The sequence below is a fragment of the Labrys sp. Lb11 genome (genome assembly GCF_057554225.1).
Genome location: NZ_BAAJOT010000001.1, coordinates 471,915 through 489,674, shown reverse-complemented (window position 1 = coordinate 489,674; position 17,760 = coordinate 471,915). Strand labels below are relative to the sequence as shown.

Here is a 17,760-nt window from a genome sequence, read left to right as displayed (position 1 = left end):
TGAGCGCCGGCCGGGACGATGGCGTCAGTAGATGACGAAGTCCGCGGCAGACAGCGACGGGGCTCCGCTCAACACCGCGATCTGGACCGCCGCGGCCGCCCCCGTGCCGTCCCGATCGTAGAACAGCTTGCCGGTGTCGGTCTCGTAGATGATGCGGTCGGTGGCGTCGCCGGCCGCGCCCGTGGTGTTGGCGGCGAAGGCCGACGCGCTGAGCGCGCCGGCGGCCAGGGCCGTGAACACCGCCTTGCTGAGATAGATCTGGTCGTCCGCGGCGACGAAGCCGTTGATCGTGTCGACGTTGGCGTCGGCATCGAGCGCGCTGTCGAAATAGAAGCGGTCCGCGCCGGCGCCGCCCGCCAGCGTATCGTTGCCGAGGCCGCCATAGAGGAAGTCGTTGCCCTCGTCGCCCTGCAGGTTGTCGTCGCCGCTGCCGCCCTTGAGGGTGTCGTTCTCCGTTCCACCAGACATGTAGTCGTTGCCGCCGCCGCCGGTCAGCTTGTCGGCTCCGGATTCGCCATAGAGCGAGTCGTTGCCGCTGCCGCCGTCGAGGGTGTCGTTGCCCTCCTCGCCGTAGAGGACGTCATTGCCGGCGCCGCCGTTCAGTATGTCGTTGCTGGCCTCGACAGTCGAATTGCCGAAGCCGCCATAGAGGTAGTCGTTGCCCTCGCCGCCGATGAGCGTGTCGGCCTCGGTACCGCCGTAGAGGACGTCGGATCCCTCGCCGCCATCGAGCTTGTCGATGCCGGTCTCGCCGTAGAGATAGTCGTTGCCTTCGCCGCCGGAGAGCTTGTCGGCGCCGATATTGCCGTAGATGGTATCGGCGCCGGCGCCACCGGTGATCGTGTCGGCGCCGGCGCCGGCCCTGTAGACCATCTCCTCGATGCCCACCGCGGTGCTGCCGTCGTTGCCGGCGGCGCCGTTCAGGGTGAACACCTGCGCCACGCCGCTGGCGCTGCGGTCGATATCGAGCCGGTCATAGCCGTCGCCGCCGTCGATCGTCTTCTTGCCGAGGCCGGCATAGATGCGGTCGTCGCCGGTGCCGGCATTGGCCACGTCGGTGCCGATATCGGTGTAGAGGTAGTCGGCGCCGGCGCCGCCGATCAGCGTGTCGTTGCCGCTCTCGCCGTAGAGCGTGTCGTTGCCGCTGCCACCGTCGAGGGTGTCGTTGCCCTCCTCGCCGTAAAGCGTGTCGTTGCCGTCGCCGCCATAGAGCTTGTCGTTGCTGCTCTCGACGGTCGAATTGCCGAAGCCGCCATAGAGATAGTCGTCGCCTTCGTCGCCGTAGAGCGTGTCGGCGCCGACGCCGCCATAGAGGGAATCGGTGCTTTCGCCGCCGTAGAGCTTGTCGGTGCCGGCGCCGCCCTCGAGGCGATCCGAGCCTGCGCCGCCCTTCAGCGTGTCGTTGCCGTCATTGCCGTAGATCTGGTCGTCGCCGGCGCCGGCGGTGATGATGTCGGTACCGCTGCCGCCCCGGTAGATCAGCCGCTCGATGCTGCTGGAGGTCGTGCCGTCGTTGCTGGCGCCGTTCAGGGTGAAGGTGTGGCCGACGGTGCTGGCGGTGCGGTCGAAGTCGAGGGTGTCGAAGCCGGTGCCGCCCTTGATGGTCTTCTTGCCGAGGCCGGCATAGATGAAGTCGTCGCCGGTGCCGCCGTCCAGGATGTCGACGCCGTCGCCGCTGTAGAGCCTGTCGCTGCCGGCGCCGCCGCTGAGATTGTCGTTGCCGGCCCCGCCGTAGAGCGTGTCCTCTCCGTCCTCGCCTTTCAGCGTGTCGTCGCCATCCTCGCCGTAGAGGACGTCATTGCCGTCGCCGCCGTTGAGGATGTCGTTGCTGGCGTCGACCGTCGAGTTGCCGTAGCCGCCGTAGATATAGTCGTCGCCGTCGCCGCCGCTCAGGGTGTCGGCCCCGCCATTGCCGCGTATGGTGTCGCCGGTCTGGGAGCCGACGATGGTGTTGGCGCTGTCATTTCCCGTGTAGGTAGGCATGTGCTCTATCCCTTGAGATGCCGACGCCCCTTCCGGAGGGACTGTCCATCGCAGCGCCCGCGCGACGGCAGTGCCCGGAACGATCGGGCCGGAGCGATGGCGCCGGCCGTCACGGGAAAGAGCATGGCTGGTTTACGCGCGGCGACAGCTTCCGGCTACGGACATGACTGTCCGTCGGCGACCGTCACCGCGCATCAATGCTCAGGCCGGATGAACTGCCTCGCCCGGGAGGCCCACGTACATCTGAGCGAATCGGTTATCGCCCGAAAATGTCACGCCCGCAAGACAGGGCGGGAACACCCCATCCTGCAGGCTCCCTGACATTTGCGCCATGTCCCGCAGGGTCTTGCTGCAGGAAGCGATGCGCTTGCCCGCATATTATCGTCCGACATCCTCGCGATAGGCCGCCTCGTAGAGCGCCCGCTGCCGCTTCAGCGCCGTCAGGGTGTTGCGCAGCAGGATCGCCACCGTCACCGGGCCGACGCCGCCGGGCACCGGCGTGATCCAGGAGGCGACGTCGCGCACCGACTCGTAGTCGACGTCGCCGACCAGCATCTCGTGCCCTTCGGCATCCTTGACGGCGTTGATGCCGATGTCGATGACGGCGGCGCCCGGCTTCACCATCTCGGCGGTGATCAACCGGGGCCGGCCGACGGCGACGAACAGCGCGTCGGCCCGCCGGGCGTGGATCGCCACCGAGCGGGTCATATGGTGACAGACCGTCACGGTCGCGCCCTCGCTCATCAGGAGGAAGGCGATCGGCTTGCCGACGATCTCGGAGTGGCCGACCACCACCACCTCCAGCCCCTGCAGCTTCAGCCCCGTCGCCTTCAGGAGCTCGACCGAGGCCGCCGCCGTGCAGGGGGCAAGGTCGAGCTGGTTGTAGACGATATTGCCGATCGAGGCGGGGTGCATGCCCTCGACGTCCTTCATCGGGTGCACCGCCCCCTGCAGCGCCTTCAGCGAGATGTGGGCCGGGGCGGGCCGCTGGATGATGATGCCGGTGACGCGCGGATCGGCGTTCATCGCCCGGATCGCCACCTCGAGCTCGGCCTGGGTGATGGCGGCGGGGAAGTTGCGCTCCTCGAAGGCGATGCCGGCGCTCTCGGCCTGGCGCTTCTGGTTGCGGATATAGACGGCGACCGCCGCCACGTCGCCGATGCTGATCGACATCAGCCGCGGCTGCCAGCCGGCGGCGGCCAGCGCCTCCGCCTCGCGACGGACCTCGGCGATGATGGTGTCGGCGATCGGCTTGCCGCGCAAGTCGTGAGGGTGGTGTTGAGCCATGGCTACATCCGGCACAGCGATAGGATAAAAATATTCACACTGGGAAAATGCCAGACGTCGACCGTGCAGGCAATCGAACCGTTCATCCGATCCGTCGCGAAGTCGCTTTGCCGCAGCACAGTCTTGCCGGAACGGCAAAGTCCGCCGCTTGCCGGGGATCGATTGCCCTGTGTCAACGCGCACGGCGTCGGACCGGGGCGCGGCTATGCTGGCTTCATCGATCAAGCGCAAGGGCGCGGCGATCAAAACCGAAGGAACAGACCCATGATCCGCAAGTTCGTGCCTGCTACCCTCATCGCCGCCACCCTCGCCGGCGCGGCCCTCCTCTCCACCTCCTCCGCCCAAGCCGGCGGCTACGGTTACGGCGGCGGCTACGGCTATGGCGGCGGCTACAGCTACCAGCGCTCCTACAGCTACAGCCCGAGCTACACCTATTACCAGCCGACCTGCTTCTACAAGAAGCAGCGCGTCTACGACGATTACGGCTACTATCGCTACGTCCGCGTCCGCGTCTGCCGCTGATCCTTATCCCCCTTTCCCTCCCGAAGCCCCGCCCGTGGCGGGGCTTCGTCGTTGTGGGCGCATCCCGTCCGGGCTTCGATCAAGGCCGCGCCCAGGCCGTCGCCACGACCTTTGTGGGACGGCTTTGCGCTTTACACTGCACAGCCGTGCGCTATAGGTTCGCCGCCGTTTGGCCGCCCCTGCGGCGGTGCCCCTTCGAGTCTGTCCAGGACGTTCGCGGACGAGGATCGGACGGGGGTTCGTCGCTCCGGCTGGAGTCGGTTGCCGCCAATGACAGGCATATTGGCAGGACCGGCGACCGGCCGGACGGCGCAGCCCCGACGAGCCGTTCCGAGGGCGTCCGCGACGGACCTTCAGCTGTTTTTGGAGACCAGCCATGACCGCCAGCCCGTCGCACGGCGTCGTGATCACCGGCGCGACCGGTGCGCGCCATGACGAGATCCTCACGCCCGAGGCGCTCGCCTTCGTGGCCGGGCTGCAGCGCAGCTTCAACGGCCGCCGCAAGGCCCTGCTGGCGGAGCGGGCCGAGCGGCAGAAGCGCTTCGACGCCGGCGAGGTGCCGGGCTTCCTGGCCGAGACCAAGGCGGTGCGGGACGGCGACTGGAAGATCGCGCCGCTTCCGGCCGACCTCGCCGATCGCCGCGTCGAGATCACCGGCCCGACCGACCGCAAGATGGTCGTCAACGCCCTGAACTCGGGCGCCAAGGTCTTCATGACCGACTTCGAGGACGCCAATTCGCCGACCTGGGCCAATTGCATCGAAGGCCAGATCAACCTGAAGGACCGCTGGACCGGCAAGCTCGACTTCACCGACGCGGTCTCGGGCAAGGCCTACAAGCTCAAGGACAATCCGGCCGTGCTGATGGTGCGGCCGCGCGGCTGGCACCTGGAGGAGGTGCATGTCACCGTCGACGGCGAGGTGATGTCGGGCTCGCTGTTCGACTTCGGGCTCTACGCCTTCCACAATGCCAAGGCGCAGATCGCCCAGGGCACGGCGCCCTATTTCTACCTGCCCAAGCTGGAAAGCCATCTGGAAGCCCGGCTGTGGAACGACGTCTTCGTCGCGGCCCAGGAGGCACTCGGCCTGCCGCGCGGCACGTTCAAGGCGACGGTGCTGATCGAGACCCTGCCGGCCGCCTTCGAGATGCACGAGATCCTCTACGAGCTGCGCGACCATATCGCCGGCCTGAATTGCGGGCGCTGGGACTACATCTTCTCCTTCATCAAGAAGCTGGCCAAGAACCCGGCCTATGTGCTGCCGGATCGCAGCCAGGTGATCATGGGCGAAGCCTTCCTGCGCGCCTACAGCCTCCTCCTGATCCAGACCTGCCACCGGCGCGGCGCCTTCGCCATGGGCGGCATGGCGGCGCAGATCCCGGTGAAGAACGACCCGGCCGCCAATGCCGCCGCCTTCGCCAAGGTCCGGGCCGACAAGGAGCGGGAAGCCAGCGATGGCCATGACGGCACCTGGGTCGCCCATCCCGACCTGGTGCCGGTGGCGATGGAGGTGTTCGACCGGCTGATGCCGCAGCCCAACCAGCTCGACAAGCTCAGGCCCGACGTTTCGATCAGCCGGGCCGACCTGCTGCAGGTGCATCGCGGCACCCGCACCGAACAGGGCGTGCGCGACAATATCCGCGTCGGCGTGCTCTATCTCGAGGCCTGGCTGCGCGGGCGCGGCGCCGTGCCGATCTACAACCTGATGGAGGACGCGGCCACCGCCGAGATCTCGCGGGCCCAGATCTGGCAGTTCGTCAAATACGGCGTGACGCTGGAAGGCGGCATCACCGTGACGCCGGCCTGGTTCGAGACGGTGTTCGCCGAGGAGATGGAGCGGGTGAAGCGCGAGGTCGGCGAGGCGGCATTCGCCGGCGGCCGCTTCCCCGAAGCGGTGGCCCTGTTCAAACGCCTGTCGCTGGCGCCGGAATTCGAGGAGTTCCTGACCCTGCCGGCCTACAAGCTGATCGCCTGATCCGACCGGACGGCCTCCCTCCCCGCAGGTCCGGCCGACGCCATGGCCGGACCTGTCTTCGTTTTGAAGCCCGCCCTACTCTGCCAGGACCCGCATCGGCGGGAACACCACTTCGACGATCGTGCCGGCGTTCTTGGCGGATTGAATGGCGAAGGTGGCCCGGTTGGCTTCGACCAGCGCCTTGGTCAGCGGCAGGCCGAGGCCGGTGCCGCGCACGCTGGCCGTGGCCACCTGCCGGAACGGCTCCAGCGCGATCGCCAGCTCCTTGTCGGTCATGCCTTCGCCGGTGTCGCGCACGCGCAGCACCGCCTCGCCCCGTTCCGACAGCGTGGTCGAGACGATGATCTGCCCGGCAGGCGGCGTGAACTTCACGGAGTTCGACAGGAGATTGAGGGCGATCTGGCGCAGGCTCCGGCTGTCGGCGACGATGTTGGGCAGGCCCGGCGCCAGGGCGGTGCGGATGATGATCCGCCCGCCATTGGCCTGGGGCTGCATGATCGCCACGGCCTGCTGCAGGATCTCGTTGAGGTCGACGCTGGCGAAGGTCAGTTCCAGCCGGCCGGCCTCGATCTTCGAGAGGTCGAGCAGGTCGTCGACCAGGCTGATGACATGGCTGCCCGAGGCGTGGATGTCGCGGGCATAGGCGCGGTAGCGGTCATTGCCGAGCGGGCCGAAGCGCTCCTCCATCATTAGCTCGGCAAAGCCGACGATGGCGTTGAGCGGCGTCCGGATCTCATGGGAGATGCGGGCGAGGAAGTCCGACTTGTGCGAGGAGGCATCCTCGGCGCGGCGCCGGGCATCCAGCAGCTCTGCCTCGGTCTTCTTGAAGCTGGTCATGTCGCGCAGCACGGCGCAGAAGCGGTTGCCGTCCGCTTCGCCCAGCCGGCCGAGCGTCATGTAGAGCGGTACCAGCCCGCCCTGGCGCACCCGCCCCGTCACCTCGCGCCCGTCGTTGAGGACGCTGGCCACGCCGTTCTGGCGCAGGCTGTCGAGATAGTCGAAGGCGGCGCGGTGGCTGTCCGGCGCCAGCAGCAGCGCCAGGCTCTTGCCGGCGATCTCCTCGATCTCGTAGCCGAACAGGGCCTCGGCGCTGCGGTTGACGCCGATGATGACGCCGTCGGCATTGAGGATGATGACGCCGTCGGTGGCGGTGTCGAGCACGGCCTGCAACTCGTCGGCGCGGCGTTCGGCCAGCGCGGCCTGCCGGGCTTCATCGAGCGAGGCCACGGCGGCCTGGACCGGGACGGAACGCTCGGCGGGGGCCGGCGCGCGCCGCCGGATCGAGATGAGCAGGGCGTTCTCCCCGTTCCAGGGCGTGGTCTGAACCCGGCCGTCGACCGCGACGGTCTCGCCGTCCGCCCGCCGCAGCAGCACGCCGCCGCTCATATCCTCTTCGGGCCCGTCGACCGGTCCGGGGCCGGCGAACAATTGCTCGAGCCCGCCGGACGCCCGCATAGCCTCGAGATCGTCGTGGCCGGTCAGGTCAAGCAGGGTACGGTTGGCGAAGAGCAGCGTTTCGCCCCGTGCCACCAGGATGCCGATCGGCAGGCGATCGACCAGGCCCAAGGGCACGGATTCGGGTGATTGGTCCGTCTCCGGCGCCGGCTGCTCCGGCAGGGGCTCCTGCTCGGCGACGAGGTGACGGCGCACGGCCTTGAGCGGCCCCTCTCCCGCCGGCGCCGCCAGATCCGCGTCCGCGGCCCAGAGCCGCTCGTCCGCCTCGCCGGCGGCATGGGCCGGCGTCGGGGCGGAAGGCGCGGCTTGCGGACCGGGAGGCGGCGTGACGGGCGCCTCCTGCTGCGGCGCCGCGGCCGGATGCTCCGGCGGTGGCGGCCCATCGAAAAGCGGAGCGACCGGCGTGGCGGCACCGTCAGGCTCCGGCCCGACGGGCGGCGAAGCCGGCGAATCCTGCTGCGGCCCGGCCGGACCAGCCGCGGACGGCAGGTCGTCGAGGGGCGTGGCGGCCGGAACGGCCGAATGGTCCTGGGCAGACACGGGGGCCGGCGCACCGGCCGAGGGCGCCGTCGTCGGCGGGACCGACGGAGCGTCCGCGGGCCGCACCGGCCCCGAGAGCGCAGCCGGGGCATCTGCCGCAGCCTGGCCGGGACCGCCGCCCGGCACCGCGGACGGCTTCGACGGCTCGTCGTCGCCTTCGACGCGCGCGCCCAGCGCCCGGGCGATCTCGCGGAAGGCATTGCGCTCGGAGGGCGACAGCGATGGCCGCTCCGACGCGGCCGGCCGGGCCTGATGCAGCCGTACGATGTTGGAGTCGGCGGTGGCGCCGCGCGCTTCGCGAGCCGCGGCGAGCGGAATCACCGGGCTGGCCGGCGCGGCATCCGCCGGCGGCCTTGCCTCGACCACGTCGTTGGCGGGCACGAGCCGCCGTTCGGCGGCGCCGGGGTCGCCCGCCTGCGGGCCACGCCAGGCCTCGACCAACCGGTGCCCCCTGCCCCCGTCCTCCTGTGGTGCGGCCGGGAGGACGGCTGCATCGGCCGCATCGCCGGACTCGGTGTCGGCGCGGCGCGGCACGTCATCCTCATCGCCGGCCGCGGCGGCGGGCCCGCTGCCGGGCTCGCCCGGCAGGGCCTGCGGCAGGGGTCGCGGCATGCGGCAGATGCCGAAGCCGCGAAACCCCTGGAAGGCCCGGCTGCGGTCGAAGATCGGCAGCGCGCTCAGCTCGATCGGAGTTGCCACGCCGGCCTCCGGGTCGGGCCAGTCGAAGGACAGGCCGCTCCAGGTCTCCCGGCCGGCCATGGCGCGCGAGACCGCATTGTCGGCGTCCAGGCCGGCCTCGGTCGCGATCTCCGCGAAGGTCCGGCCGGGCCAGCGCGCCCCGGCCTCGCCGATCGCGGCGGCGAGCTCGGGCGACACCGCGGCAAGGCGGCCGTCGGACTCAGTCCGGAACACGAAACGGACTGGCCCGGTGCGGGCCTGCGGTATGGCAGGCGCGGCCTCGGCGGGCGGAACGCCCGGGGTGGCCGGCGACGTCTCGCCGACGGGCGCCGCATCGCCGTCTCGCGCCGGCGGGCCCTGCTCCTCCGCCAGCGGCGATACAGGCTCCGCACTCGGCTGCGGAACGGCCGCGGATGCGCCGTCCGCCGGATGGGCATCCAAGGCCGGCGGCGACGTCTCGCCGGCGGGCACGCCACCGGAATTCGCGGCAGATGCGGCAATCCCAGCCGTCACGGGCTCCGGCTCGGGGGGCGTCACGATCGCGGCGGGGTGCACGGTGACGAACTCCTCGTCCCCGACCCAGCGCCAGGTCGCGACCGGCGCCGGCGGCATCTCCGGCAGGGCCGGCGGCGCGGCAGGCACCGTGGCCACGGCGCGCCGAGCCCAGCGCGGCACCTGCTGGGCGGTCATCAGCAGGGCGCCCTCGGGCGTGTCGAACAGCCGGCAGAAACAGGCCAGAGCCTCCAGGCGCCCCAGGCCGGGAAAGCGCAGCTTTTCGATCCGGACGGCCGCCGGCCCGGACAGGGCGCGCGCGATCCGGGCGATGCCCGGCGCCAGCGCGGCGGCGCCGGCCGCGGTGCGGCCCGCGGCGAGATCGGCCAGCGTGACGCCGAGCGCGCCGGCGCCCGCGGCATTGGCCCAGAGCAGCTTTCCGTCGACGCCCCATACGAAGGCCGGACGCGGATCGGCCGCGAGGCCTCCGAGCCGGCGATCGCCCGCGAAGGCGGAAAACAGCGTCGCATCCGTCATTGCATCATCCCGCGGGGTCGCGATGCGTGCCCACATCCCTAACAAAGTATGAATATAGATGGAAAACGAAACGGTAAATGCGAGACAGGCCTGTTAACCAAACCTGCGTCGGGCATGGTTAAGATGCGGTGCATGGATTATGATACGGATGACGGCAGGGCATGGTCGGATCTCCGGTTCCGGGCTCGATCTTGCCGTCAGGACCTTCGACTTTGCAGGATTTCGGCGCCCGCTCGATGCAGCATCCAGGATCCCGCAGCACGGACAATGCGGAGAACACGGCATGGTCGCCAAGCCCTCGTATGAGATTCCCACCGAAATGCGCGACTTTGCGGAAAGGAGCGTCGACCAGGCCCGCAAGGCTTTCGACGGCTTCATGAGCGCGGCGCATCGGGCCGCGGACACGCTGGAGGAGTCGGCTCACACCGTGCAGTCCGGCGCCGAAGACATCGGCCGCAAGGCGATGGGCTATGCCGAGCAGAACGTCTCGGCCGCCCTCGATTTCGCGTCCCGCCTGGTCAATGCCCGCAATGCGGAGGAGATCCTCCATCTGCAGAGCGAGTTCATCCGCCGGCAGCTCGAGAGCTTCGGCGAACAGGCCAAGGATATCGGCACGGCCGCGTCGAAGCTGGCGGCGAACGTGGTCCATCCCGAGAGATAGCCGCCCGCCGGCGCGGCGCCGGCCCGGCCCGAGCTTCCCCTAGGGTGCGACAGATTGTGCAGTGCAATATGATGTTGCATTGCACAACAAGATCGACTATATGGCTGCCATCGAAGTCGAGGCGGCGGCGCGGCATTGTCCCGAATGCGTCGAGTGGCTTGTGCGGACCGGAACAAAGTTCCGTCCCGGGCATTCCAGCCGAAAGCCTCATGATTTTGCCGGGCGAGCGAAGCCGTCCATAGCGGAGGCTTTCATATCCCTGGCTGGAGTCGGTTTGAGTGCCCAGGCGGCGAACCGACCCATGATGCATGCCGCCTAGACCCCAGGGAAACGACGATGGCCCAGCCGAAGACCAAGACCGAAACCGCCGCCGAAGCTGCTTTCGACAGCGTCACCAAGCTTGAAGTTCCTGCCGCCGTGCGCGACTTCGCCGAGAAAGGCGTTGCGCAGGCCAAGGATGCCTACGCCAAGTTCAAGGTCGCTGCCGACGAGACCTCCGACCTGCTCGAAGGCGCCTATTCCAACACCTCGAAGGGCGTTTCCGCCCTCGGCCTGAAGGCGATCGAGACCGCCCGCGCCAACACCAACGCCTCGTTCGACCACGCCGTGTCGCTCCTCAGCGTCAAGACCCTGTCGGACGTGATCGAGCTCAACACTGCGTTCCTGCGCAGGCAGGCCGAGGCCGTCACCGCCCAGGCCAAGGAGTTCGGCGAGCTGGCCCAGAAGGTCACCACCGAGGCCGTTGCCCCGGTCAAGGCCCAAATCGAGAAGACCCTGAAGTTCCCGGGCTGATCCGGACTTCACGCATGGGGGGCCCGGACGATGTTCCGGGCCCTCGGCGCGTCTGGACGGCCGTGATGCCGGGCAAGCAACAGGCGGCCCGGTTTCCGGCCGCCCCATTGTCCACACCCGGCAGCCTGTCGCGGCGGACAGACTGCATATAGCGGCGGCATCGCTCTTGAAATGCCGGACCGATCCGCGTAAAGACCCTGCCGCGGATGCAGTTGTAGCTCAGTTGGTTAGAGCGTCGGATTGTGGCTCCGAAGGTCGGTGGTTCGAGTCCACCCAACTGTACCATTCCCGCCCGATAACGGGGCTCTTGGTCAGGCCACACACGCCGCTATGGTCGGCGCGGAAATGAACATTCACCAGACGTCGGCCCGTGACCGTCGCGCTCCCTGCCGAGATCGCATGCGATTTCGTCGAGGCGGTCGGATTTTTAATTCGATCGTGACGGATACGTCGCGCCGGGTTGCTTTTGCGGCGACGGCGTCACGCCCCGGACAGACCCGTCGGAGCTTTGCGAAGCCTCCGACCGGACGCGCAGCACGACACCGTAGGCGGTGACGGTCGACCAGCAGTTCGTGACGAGGCTGGTTCCCCCTTCCCAATAGCTCACGTCGAACAGGGCGTTGCCGCCCAGCCGGTCGGCCCGGACCTTTAGCTGGGCCAGCGCGTTCTCCCGGCTGGAGGCCGGTGACCACAGCTTGTTCTTGCAGGAGGTCGCCCGCTCGCGGCCCAGGATCTCGGCCCCGGGCGGCATACGCTCGAACACGGCGATCTTCGGAACCCCGATCGAATCGACATCGATGATCGGCACGCGTGCACCGGGCGCGCAGGCGCCGAGGCCCAGCACCACGATCAGACCGGCAAGCCGTCGCATCCCCACTCCCCCCGGAGCGACAAGTGTGCATCGAGGGATCGGGCTCGTGCAAGCTCCCGCCTTGTGGCGCATATATCTGGGCGCAGCGGGCAGCGCTTGCCGGCTTCGGCTCGCGCCGATAGCTTCGCATCGTCCCCGCGCCGTTCCCGCTCCGGGCCGCCGCCGATCCCGACCTCAAGAGCTTCCGCCGTGACAGACTATGTGATCCCGCCGCCAGCCATTCCTGCCGTCCCCGTGCTCGGCGGCGGCCTGTTCCCGGTGCGGCGCATTTTTTGCGTCGGCCGCAACTATGCCGCGCATGCCCGCGAGATGGGCCATGACCCGACGCGCGAGGCGCCGTTTTTCTTCACCAAGCCGGCCGACGCCCTGGTCACGAATGGAGCCGACACCCCCTATCCCAGCCTGACGCAGGATCTGCACCACGAGATCGAGCTGGTTGCCGCGATCGGCGCCGGTGGAGCCGACATCGAGGCGGCTTCGGCGCTCGACCACGTCTGGGGCTATGCCGTCGGCCTCGACCTCACCCGCCGCGATCTGCAGGCCGAAGCCAAGAAGGCAGGCCGGCCCTGGGACATGGCCAAGGGCTTCGACCATTCCGCCCCGATCGGCGCGATCGCGCCCAGCAGCCGGATCGGCCACCCCGCGGCCGGCCGGATCGAGCTTCGGGTCAACGGTGCGACGCGCCAGGCTTCCGACCTCTCGCACCTGATCTGGAGCGTGCCGGAGACGGTCGCCGCGCTGTCGCGGCTGGTGCGCCTCGCCCCCGGCGACCTGATCTTCACCGGCACGCCGGAAGGGGTGGCCGCGGTCGAGCGCGGCGACAGCCTGGAAGGTTCGGTCGAGGGAGTCGGGTCGGTCTCGACCCGCCTCACCTGACGCGCTCAGGCGTCGTCGCGGGCCAGCCGCCGGGCGAGCAGCTCGACGCCGGCGGCGAAGTCGGCGATCCGCATCGCCTCGTCCGGATTGTGGCTGCCGTTCTGGTTGCGCAGGAAGACCAGCGCCGAAGGCACGCCGGCATTGGCGAAGACGGCGGTGTCGTGCCCGGCACCGCTCACCATCTCGACATGGCGCAGGCCCGAATCGGCGGCGACGGCAGCCAGGCTGGCGCGCAGGCCCGGATCGAGCCGGGCCGGGGTGCTGCCGGTGCGTGGACCGAGCTCGAAACGGACGCCCCGGCTGGCCTCGATGCTGCGCACGACGGCCAGCAACCGCTCATGGATGCGGTCGAGGCAGGCGGTCGAGATGCTGCGCACGTCGAGGCAGAACGTCACTTCCCCCGGCACCTTGCTGAAAGCGTGGAGCCGGGGATCGGTGGCGACCTCACCGAAGGTGATGGTGGCCGCCTCCCCCTCGTCCTGCAGGCCGCCCCAGAACGCATCGAGGGCGACGACGAGATCGGCCAGCGCCACCACCGCGTCGTGCCGATGCCCGCGCGGCACGGCGCCGGAATGGCCGTAGCTGCCCAGGCAGCGCGCCGTGCGATAGCGGAAGCTGCCGGCGATCGCGGTGACGAGGCCGAGCGGCACGTCCACGGCCTCCAGCACCGGCCCCTGCTCGATGTGCAGCTCGATGAAGCCGTGGATGCGATCTGGCACCAGATAGGCCTCGCCGGCGGCGACCGCCTCGGGCCGCAGCCCGAGCGCAGCCATGTGCTCGCGCAGCGGCCAGCCGGTGTCGGAGCGCCTGACATCGAGGGCCTCGGCCGGTAACTGGCCGAAGGCGGCGCGGCTGCCGAGATAGGACACCGGGAACCAGTTGCTCTCCTCGGCGCGGGTCACCATCACGGTGATCGAGCGCAGCGGCCGGACGCCGGCCCCACGCAGGGCTGCGACGGCGCAGAGCCCGGCGAACACGCCGGCCGCTCCGTCGAAATTGCCGCCATGCGGCACCGAATCGATATGGGAGCCGACGATCCAGCCCGGCAGCGCCGGGTCACGGCCGGCAAGGGTGAGATAGAGGTTGCCGGCGGCGTCGACGGCGCTGTCGAGGCCGAGCTCGCCGGCGACCCGGCGGGCGATGGCATGGCCGATCTCCTCGCCCTCGCCGAAGGCGGCCCGGGTGACGCCCGGCGGGTCGGCGGTGCGGGCGCGCAATTCTTCGAACAGACGCTCGGCGTGACCGATGTCGATACGGATCCCGTCCGTCATGGAACGTCCTCGCGGGAGAATGTGATTGGCCGGACACCCGGATTGACCAGGTGCGGCGGCATGCCGCCGGCCAGCACGGTGACGACCTGCTCGGCGGCGAGGCGGGCGGTGTGCTCCAGCGCCTGCCGGCTGGAGCCGGCGAGGTGCGGGCTCAGCACCACATTGGCGAGGCCGGCCAGGGGCGACCGGATCGACAGCGGCTCCTGCGCGAAGACGTCGAGCCCGGCTCCGCCGATGCGGCCGGCCCGCAGCGCCGCGACCAGGGCTGCCTCGTCGACCAGCGCGCCACGCCCGGTGTTGATCAGCAGCGCCTCCGGCTTCATCAGCGCCAGTTCGCGCGCGCCGATCAGGCCGCGGGTTGCGGCCGTCAGCGGCAGGTGCAGCGAGACGACGTCGCTCTCGGCGAGCAATGTCTCCAGGCTGGCGAGCCGCTCCGCTCCGGCGGCGGCGAGATCCTCGTCGGCAGCCGAGCGCGTCCAGGCCACGACATGCATGCCGAGCGCCCGGGCCAGCCTTGCCGTCTCCCGGCCGATGACGCCGAAGCCGACCACGCCGAACACCGCGCCGGCGAGCTCGGTCAACCTGGCCCGGTACTTGAAGCCGGTGTCGCCGGCACGGACCGCCGCATCGGCGGCCAGCGTCGACTTGGCGAGCGCGAAGGCCAGGCCGACAGCGTGCTCGGCGACCGAACGGGCGTTGCTCCCGGGCGTGTTGACCACGACGATGCCGCGCGCCGTCGCCGCGTCGACAGCCACCGGGTCGGTCCCGACCCCATGCACCGCGATAACCCGCAACAGCGGAGCCGCCGCGATCGCCGCCGCCGACAATCCGGCGTTGCGCGTGATCACCGCCGCCGCACCGCCGATCTCGCGCAGGACCGCCGCCGGGTCGTCGGAAGAGGCCGGAACCGCGCGAATGCCCGCCCGCTCCAGGACGGCGGCGCCCGCCGGATGGATGGGCTGAACGATCAGACAGTCGGTCATGAACGCCTCGGGCAGGAATGGTCGACCCATTGCATCCATATGGTATGCCATTGGTCGCCGCAATGGCGAGGCATCGGCGATCTATCACAGGTTGCGAGCGCACGCGGCCGATGCAAGGCCGGGGATGGGCATTGCTCCTTCGCCGAGGAGCCCGCAGGTGTCGCTCCGCCGGTCTGGTAGCCAAGTCGACGAACACGCGTCAATGCCCTGCGCCTGCACCGGCGGCCTGCCGACACCCGGCCGGAGCCGACGTTCATATGATTGCCACCTGCGCACGCGCCCGCTAGAGAAGATGACGTAACGGCATTGGAAGGATCGATGCCGCCGGGATTCGCCGTTCGGGACGCAGCCATGGAATCGGAGCCACAGGACGAGGAACCGTCACGGCGGCTTGCCTATGAGGTCCATCGCCGCCTCGAGGACATGATCCTGTCGGGCGCGCTGCGGGCCGGTGAAGCCATGACCGAGCGACGCCTGGCCAAGGCCCTGGACGTGTCGCGCACGCCGCTGCGCGACGCCTTGCTGCTGCTCGAAGGCCAGGGCCTGCTGAAGCGCCGCAGCTCGCGCTACCTCGAAGTGCGCGAGATGAGCGTGCCGGAATTCATCCAGGTGCTGAACATCCGCCGCCTGCTCGAGCCGGAAGCGGCGCGGCTCAGCGTCGGCCGGATCGATCCCGAACTGGTCGCCGGCCTGCGCCGGCGGCTCGAAGCCCTGCTGGCCGCCGTGAGGGACGGCGCGACGCCGGCGGGCCCCGACGATTCGCTCGATCTCGACACCACGCTGCATGAGGGCATTGCCCAGGCCGCGGGCAATCCGATGATGGCCGAGATGATCCGCGACCTGCGCCGCCGCACCCGCATCTTCGACCTCGGCCGCATGCCGGACCGCTTCGCAGCCGTCTGCCGCGAGCATCTCGCCATCGTCGAGGCCTTGCAGGCGGGCGACGCCGAGGCGGCCGGCCTCGCGATGACCCGGCACATCGACGCCGTCAAGGCCGCGGTCATCCATCGCCTCGCCACGATCTGAGGGCCGGCCCGAAAGCCGGCCGGAACGGATGCAGCGAAGCGATGGCGGAAGGCCGCGACAGCGGCCGGGAGCGCCCTTCAGATCCCCCGGATCATGCCGCCGTCAACCCTGACCTGCGAGCCGGTGACATAGCTGGCGCGGGCGCTCGCCAGGAAGGCGACCACGTCGGCGAACTCCTGCGGATCGCCGTAGCGGCCCATCGGGATCGTCGCCCGCGAGGCTTCGGCGATCGCTTCGACCGGCTTGCCGGTGCGGGCGGCGGCGGCCGCATCGAGTTCGTCGACGCGCTGGGTGTGGATGCGCCCCGGCAGCACCGAGTTGACCGTCACGCCTTCGGGCGCCACCTCGGCGGCCAGCGTCTTGGCCCAGCCGAGGACCGCGGCGCGCACGGCGTTGGAGATGCCGAGATTGGGAATCGGCTGGGCGACGCCCGAGGACACGATGTTGACGATCCGGCCGAAGCGGCGGGCGCGCATGCCCGGCAGCAACCGCGCGGTGACGGAGAACACGGCGTTGGCCATGGCTTCGAAGCTGCGGCGCCACTGCTCCGGCTCGACGGCGGCGACCGGCCCCGGCGGCGGACCGCCGCTGTTGTTGACGAGGATATCGACCCGGCCAAGCCCCTCGGCATCGAGCAGCGAGCCGATGGCTGCATCGCGGCTCGCCGCATCGGCGAGGTCGAGGCGCAGGGCCTCGGCCTTGCCGCCGGCAGCGCCGATCGCCCCCACGACCGCGGCGAGGCGCGCCTCGTCCCGGCCGGCGACGATGACGCCGGCGCCTTCCGCCGCCAGTGTCCGGGCGATGGCTTCGCCCAGGCCCCGGCTGGCCCCGAGGACCAGGGCCGTCCTCCCCTGCAGACCAAGATCCATGTCAGACGCCCCGGGCCAGCCGGGCCTCGAGCCGGGCCATCAGCTCGTCCAGCTCCTGGTGGTCGCGCGCGGTGAGCTTGGGGCCGGGATGGCGGATCGCCGAGGAGGCGATGGCGCCGCGCCGACGCAGCACCTCCTTGCGCACGGCCAGGCCGAAGCCCATCTGCTGCTCGTGCCGCAGGATCGGCAGATAGGCGTCGAACAGGTCCTCCGCCCCCTCGGCATCGCCGGCGAAAAAGCGCTCGCACACACCGACCAGCATCTCCGGATAGGCGAAGCCGGTCATGGCTCCGTCGACGCCGCGGCGCAGCTCCTGCGGCAGGTAGAGGCCGCCATTGCCGACGAGGATGCTGATGCGCCGGCCCTTGCCGGCGTCGGAGCGCTCGCGCAGCTTGGTGATCTTGCCGAGCCCCGAGCCCTCTTCATGCTTGAGCATGACGAAGTTCGGGAAGGCGTCGATCAGCCGGTTCAGCACCGAGACCGAGGAGAAGACGGTCGTGGTCTGGGGATAGTCCTGGTAGCAGACCGGGATGTCCGGCCCGAGCCGGCTCAGGATCGTCTCCCAATAGGCATAGATCTGGTCGTCGGTCTTGAGGCCGGGCAATGGGGCGATCATCAGGCCGGCGGCGCCGCGCTCCATCGCCTCGTTGGCGAAGCGCACGAGGTTGTCGGTGCCGGGGTTGCTGGCGCCGACGACGATCGGCTTGCGGCCGCCGACGCGCTTGAGCACGTGATCGAGGAAGGTCCGGGACTCGTCCGGCGTCAGCTTGGTCGCCTCGCCCAGGACGCCGAGGATGGTGATGCCGGTCACGCCCTTGTCGAAGTAGAAATCGATCAGCGTGTCCGTGCTGGCGAGATCGAGCTTGCCGTCCTCGGTGAACGGCGTCGGCGAGATGATGTAGACGCCGCGGGTGGTTTCGCTGATTTTTTCGGCCATGGCTTTCC

General features: G+C 69.8%; 14 protein-coding genes and 1 tRNA gene. 7 read left to right on the top strand and 8 right to left on the bottom strand.

Going from position 1 to position 17,760, the window contains the following annotated elements:
• Positions 1 to 24 precede the first annotated feature (24 nt).
• Both AC27L4_RS02320 and AC27L4_RS02315 read right to left on the bottom strand, forming a co-directional pair.
• Positions 25 to 1,983 (bottom strand): calcium-binding protein, encoded by a 1,959-nt coding sequence (locus AC27L4_RS02320; protein WP_487140337.1) that lies wholly within the window; start codon positions 1,981 to 1,983, stop codon positions 25 to 27.
• Positions 1,984 to 2,361: 378 nt separating this feature from the next.
• Positions 2,362 to 3,270 (bottom strand): bifunctional 5,10-methylenetetrahydrofolate dehydrogenase/5,10-methenyltetrahydrofolate cyclohydrolase, encoded by a 909-nt coding sequence (locus tag AC27L4_RS02315; protein WP_487140336.1) that lies wholly within the window; start codon positions 3,268 to 3,270, stop codon positions 2,362 to 2,364.
• 264 nt (positions 3,271 to 3,534) lie between these two features.
• Here AC27L4_RS02315 and AC27L4_RS02310 point away from each other — a divergent pair, with 264 nt between their 5' ends.
• Both AC27L4_RS02310 and aceB read left to right on the top strand, forming a co-directional pair.
• Positions 3,535 to 3,792: a hypothetical protein gene (locus tag AC27L4_RS02310; protein WP_487140335.1), complete on the top strand. Its 258-nt coding sequence runs from the start codon at positions 3,535 to 3,537 to the stop codon at positions 3,790 to 3,792.
• A 376-nt stretch (positions 3,793 to 4,168) separates the two neighbouring features.
• Positions 4,169 to 5,764 (top strand): malate synthase A, encoded by a 1,596-nt coding sequence (gene aceB / locus AC27L4_RS02305; protein WP_487140334.1) that lies wholly within the window; start codon positions 4,169 to 4,171, stop codon positions 5,762 to 5,764.
• Between the two features lie 75 nt (positions 5,765 to 5,839).
• Here the strand turns inward: aceB and AC27L4_RS02300 are convergent, their stop codons facing one another.
• A complete protein-coding gene (locus tag AC27L4_RS02300) occupies positions 5,840 to 9,466 on the bottom strand; it encodes a PAS domain-containing protein (protein WP_487140333.1) in 3,627 nt (1,208 codons plus the stop codon).
• A gap of 283 nt (positions 9,467 to 9,749) precedes the next feature.
• Here AC27L4_RS02300 and AC27L4_RS02295 point away from each other — a divergent pair, with 283 nt between their 5' ends.
• The 3 genes from AC27L4_RS02295 (at position 9,750) to AC27L4_RS02285 (ending at position 11,204) form a co-directional block, all read left to right on the top strand.
• Positions 9,750 to 10,127 (top strand): phasin, encoded by a 378-nt coding sequence (locus AC27L4_RS02295; RefSeq protein WP_487140332.1) that lies wholly within the window; start codon positions 9,750 to 9,752, stop codon positions 10,125 to 10,127.
• A 336-nt stretch (positions 10,128 to 10,463) separates the two neighbouring features.
• Complete coding sequence (locus AC27L4_RS02290) at positions 10,464 to 10,919, top strand: phasin (protein WP_487140331.1); 456 nt, start codon at positions 10,464 to 10,466, stop codon at positions 10,917 to 10,919.
• A gap of 208 nt (positions 10,920 to 11,127) precedes the next feature.
• Positions 11,128 to 11,204, top strand: a tRNA-His gene (locus tag AC27L4_RS02285).
• Between the two features lie 142 nt (positions 11,205 to 11,346).
• Here AC27L4_RS02285 and AC27L4_RS02280 read toward each other — a convergent pair.
• Positions 11,347 to 11,790, bottom strand: a complete 444-nt coding sequence (locus AC27L4_RS02280) for a hypothetical protein (RefSeq protein WP_487140330.1) — start codon at positions 11,788 to 11,790, stop codon at positions 11,347 to 11,349.
• A gap of 189 nt (positions 11,791 to 11,979) precedes the next feature.
• Here AC27L4_RS02280 and AC27L4_RS02275 point away from each other — a divergent pair, with 189 nt between their 5' ends.
• On the top strand, positions 11,980 to 12,666 hold the full coding sequence (locus AC27L4_RS02275) for a fumarylacetoacetate hydrolase family protein (RefSeq protein WP_487140329.1): 687 nt from the start codon (positions 11,980 to 11,982) through the stop codon (positions 12,664 to 12,666).
• Positions 12,667 to 12,671: 5 nt separating this feature from the next.
• Here the strand turns inward: AC27L4_RS02275 and AC27L4_RS02270 are convergent, their stop codons facing one another.
• Together AC27L4_RS02270 and AC27L4_RS02265 are read right to left on the bottom strand one after the other, a co-directional pair.
• Positions 12,672 to 13,937, bottom strand: a complete 1,266-nt coding sequence (locus tag AC27L4_RS02270; protein WP_487140328.1) for a Zn-dependent hydrolase — start codon at positions 13,935 to 13,937, stop codon at positions 12,672 to 12,674.
• Complete coding sequence (locus tag AC27L4_RS02265; protein ID WP_487140327.1) at positions 13,934 to 14,920, bottom strand: hydroxyacid dehydrogenase; 987 nt, start codon at positions 14,918 to 14,920, stop codon at positions 13,934 to 13,936. The genes AC27L4_RS02270 and AC27L4_RS02265 overlap by 4 nt, the downstream gene beginning before the upstream one ends.
• 351 nt (positions 14,921 to 15,271) lie before the next feature.
• Between AC27L4_RS02265 and AC27L4_RS02260 the strand changes: the two genes are divergently transcribed.
• The gene (locus AC27L4_RS02260) at positions 15,272 to 15,946 is read left to right on the top strand and encodes a GntR family transcriptional regulator (protein ID WP_487140326.1); all 675 of its coding nucleotides are present in this window, start codon (positions 15,272 to 15,274) and stop codon (positions 15,944 to 15,946) included.
• 77 nt (positions 15,947 to 16,023) lie between these two features.
• On the opposite strand, the gene AC27L4_RS02255 is transcribed toward AC27L4_RS02260, so the two are convergent.
• Together AC27L4_RS02255 and AC27L4_RS02250 are read right to left on the bottom strand one after the other, a co-directional pair.
• Positions 16,024 to 16,815, bottom strand: a complete 792-nt coding sequence (locus AC27L4_RS02255; protein ID WP_487140325.1) for an SDR family oxidoreductase — start codon at positions 16,813 to 16,815, stop codon at positions 16,024 to 16,026.
• A gap of 1 nt (position 16,816) precedes the next feature.
• Positions 16,817 to 17,752, bottom strand: coding sequence for a dihydrodipicolinate synthase family protein (locus AC27L4_RS02250; protein WP_487140324.1), 936 nt, complete (start codon positions 17,750 to 17,752; stop codon positions 16,817 to 16,819).
• Between the last annotated feature and the right edge of the window lie 8 nt (positions 17,753 to 17,760).

What these genes read in the sequence shown, in the direction of transcription:
- AC27L4_RS02250 (WP_487140324.1), bottom strand. Translation starts at nt 17,752, where the DNA reads ATGGCCGAAAAAATCAGCGAAACCACCCGCGGCGTCTACATCATCTCG.
- AC27L4_RS02260 (WP_487140326.1), top strand. Translation starts at nt 15,272, where the DNA reads ATGGAATCGGAGCCACAGGACGAGGAACCGTCACGGCGGCTTGCCTAT.
- AC27L4_RS02300 (WP_487140333.1), bottom strand. Translation starts at nt 9,466, where the DNA reads ATGACGGATGCGACGCTGTTTTCCGCCTTCGCGGGCGATCGCCGGCTC.
- AC27L4_RS02265 (WP_487140327.1), bottom strand. Translation starts at nt 14,920, where the DNA reads ATGACCGACTGTCTGATCGTTCAGCCCATCCATCCGGCGGGCGCCGCC.
- AC27L4_RS02270 (WP_487140328.1), bottom strand. Translation starts at nt 13,937, where the DNA reads ATGACGGACGGGATCCGTATCGACATCGGTCACGCCGAGCGTCTGTTC.
- AC27L4_RS02310 (WP_487140335.1), top strand. Translation starts at nt 3,535, where the DNA reads ATGATCCGCAAGTTCGTGCCTGCTACCCTCATCGCCGCCACCCTCGCC.
- aceB (WP_487140334.1), top strand. Translation starts at nt 4,169, where the DNA reads ATGACCGCCAGCCCGTCGCACGGCGTCGTGATCACCGGCGCGACCGGT.
- AC27L4_RS02255 (WP_487140325.1), bottom strand. Translation starts at nt 16,815, where the DNA reads ATGGATCTTGGTCTGCAGGGGAGGACGGCCCTGGTCCTCGGGGCCAGC.
- AC27L4_RS02295 (WP_487140332.1), top strand. Translation starts at nt 9,750, where the DNA reads ATGGTCGCCAAGCCCTCGTATGAGATTCCCACCGAAATGCGCGACTTT.
- AC27L4_RS02280 (WP_487140330.1), bottom strand. Translation starts at nt 11,790, where the DNA reads ATGCGACGGCTTGCCGGTCTGATCGTGGTGCTGGGCCTCGGCGCCTGC.
- AC27L4_RS02315 (WP_487140336.1), bottom strand. Translation starts at nt 3,270, where the DNA reads ATGGCTCAACACCACCCTCACGACTTGCGCGGCAAGCCGATCGCCGAC.
- AC27L4_RS02290 (WP_487140331.1), top strand. Translation starts at nt 10,464, where the DNA reads ATGGCCCAGCCGAAGACCAAGACCGAAACCGCCGCCGAAGCTGCTTTC.
- AC27L4_RS02320 (WP_487140337.1), bottom strand. Translation starts at nt 1,983, where the DNA reads ATGCCTACCTACACGGGAAATGACAGCGCCAACACCATCGTCGGCTCC.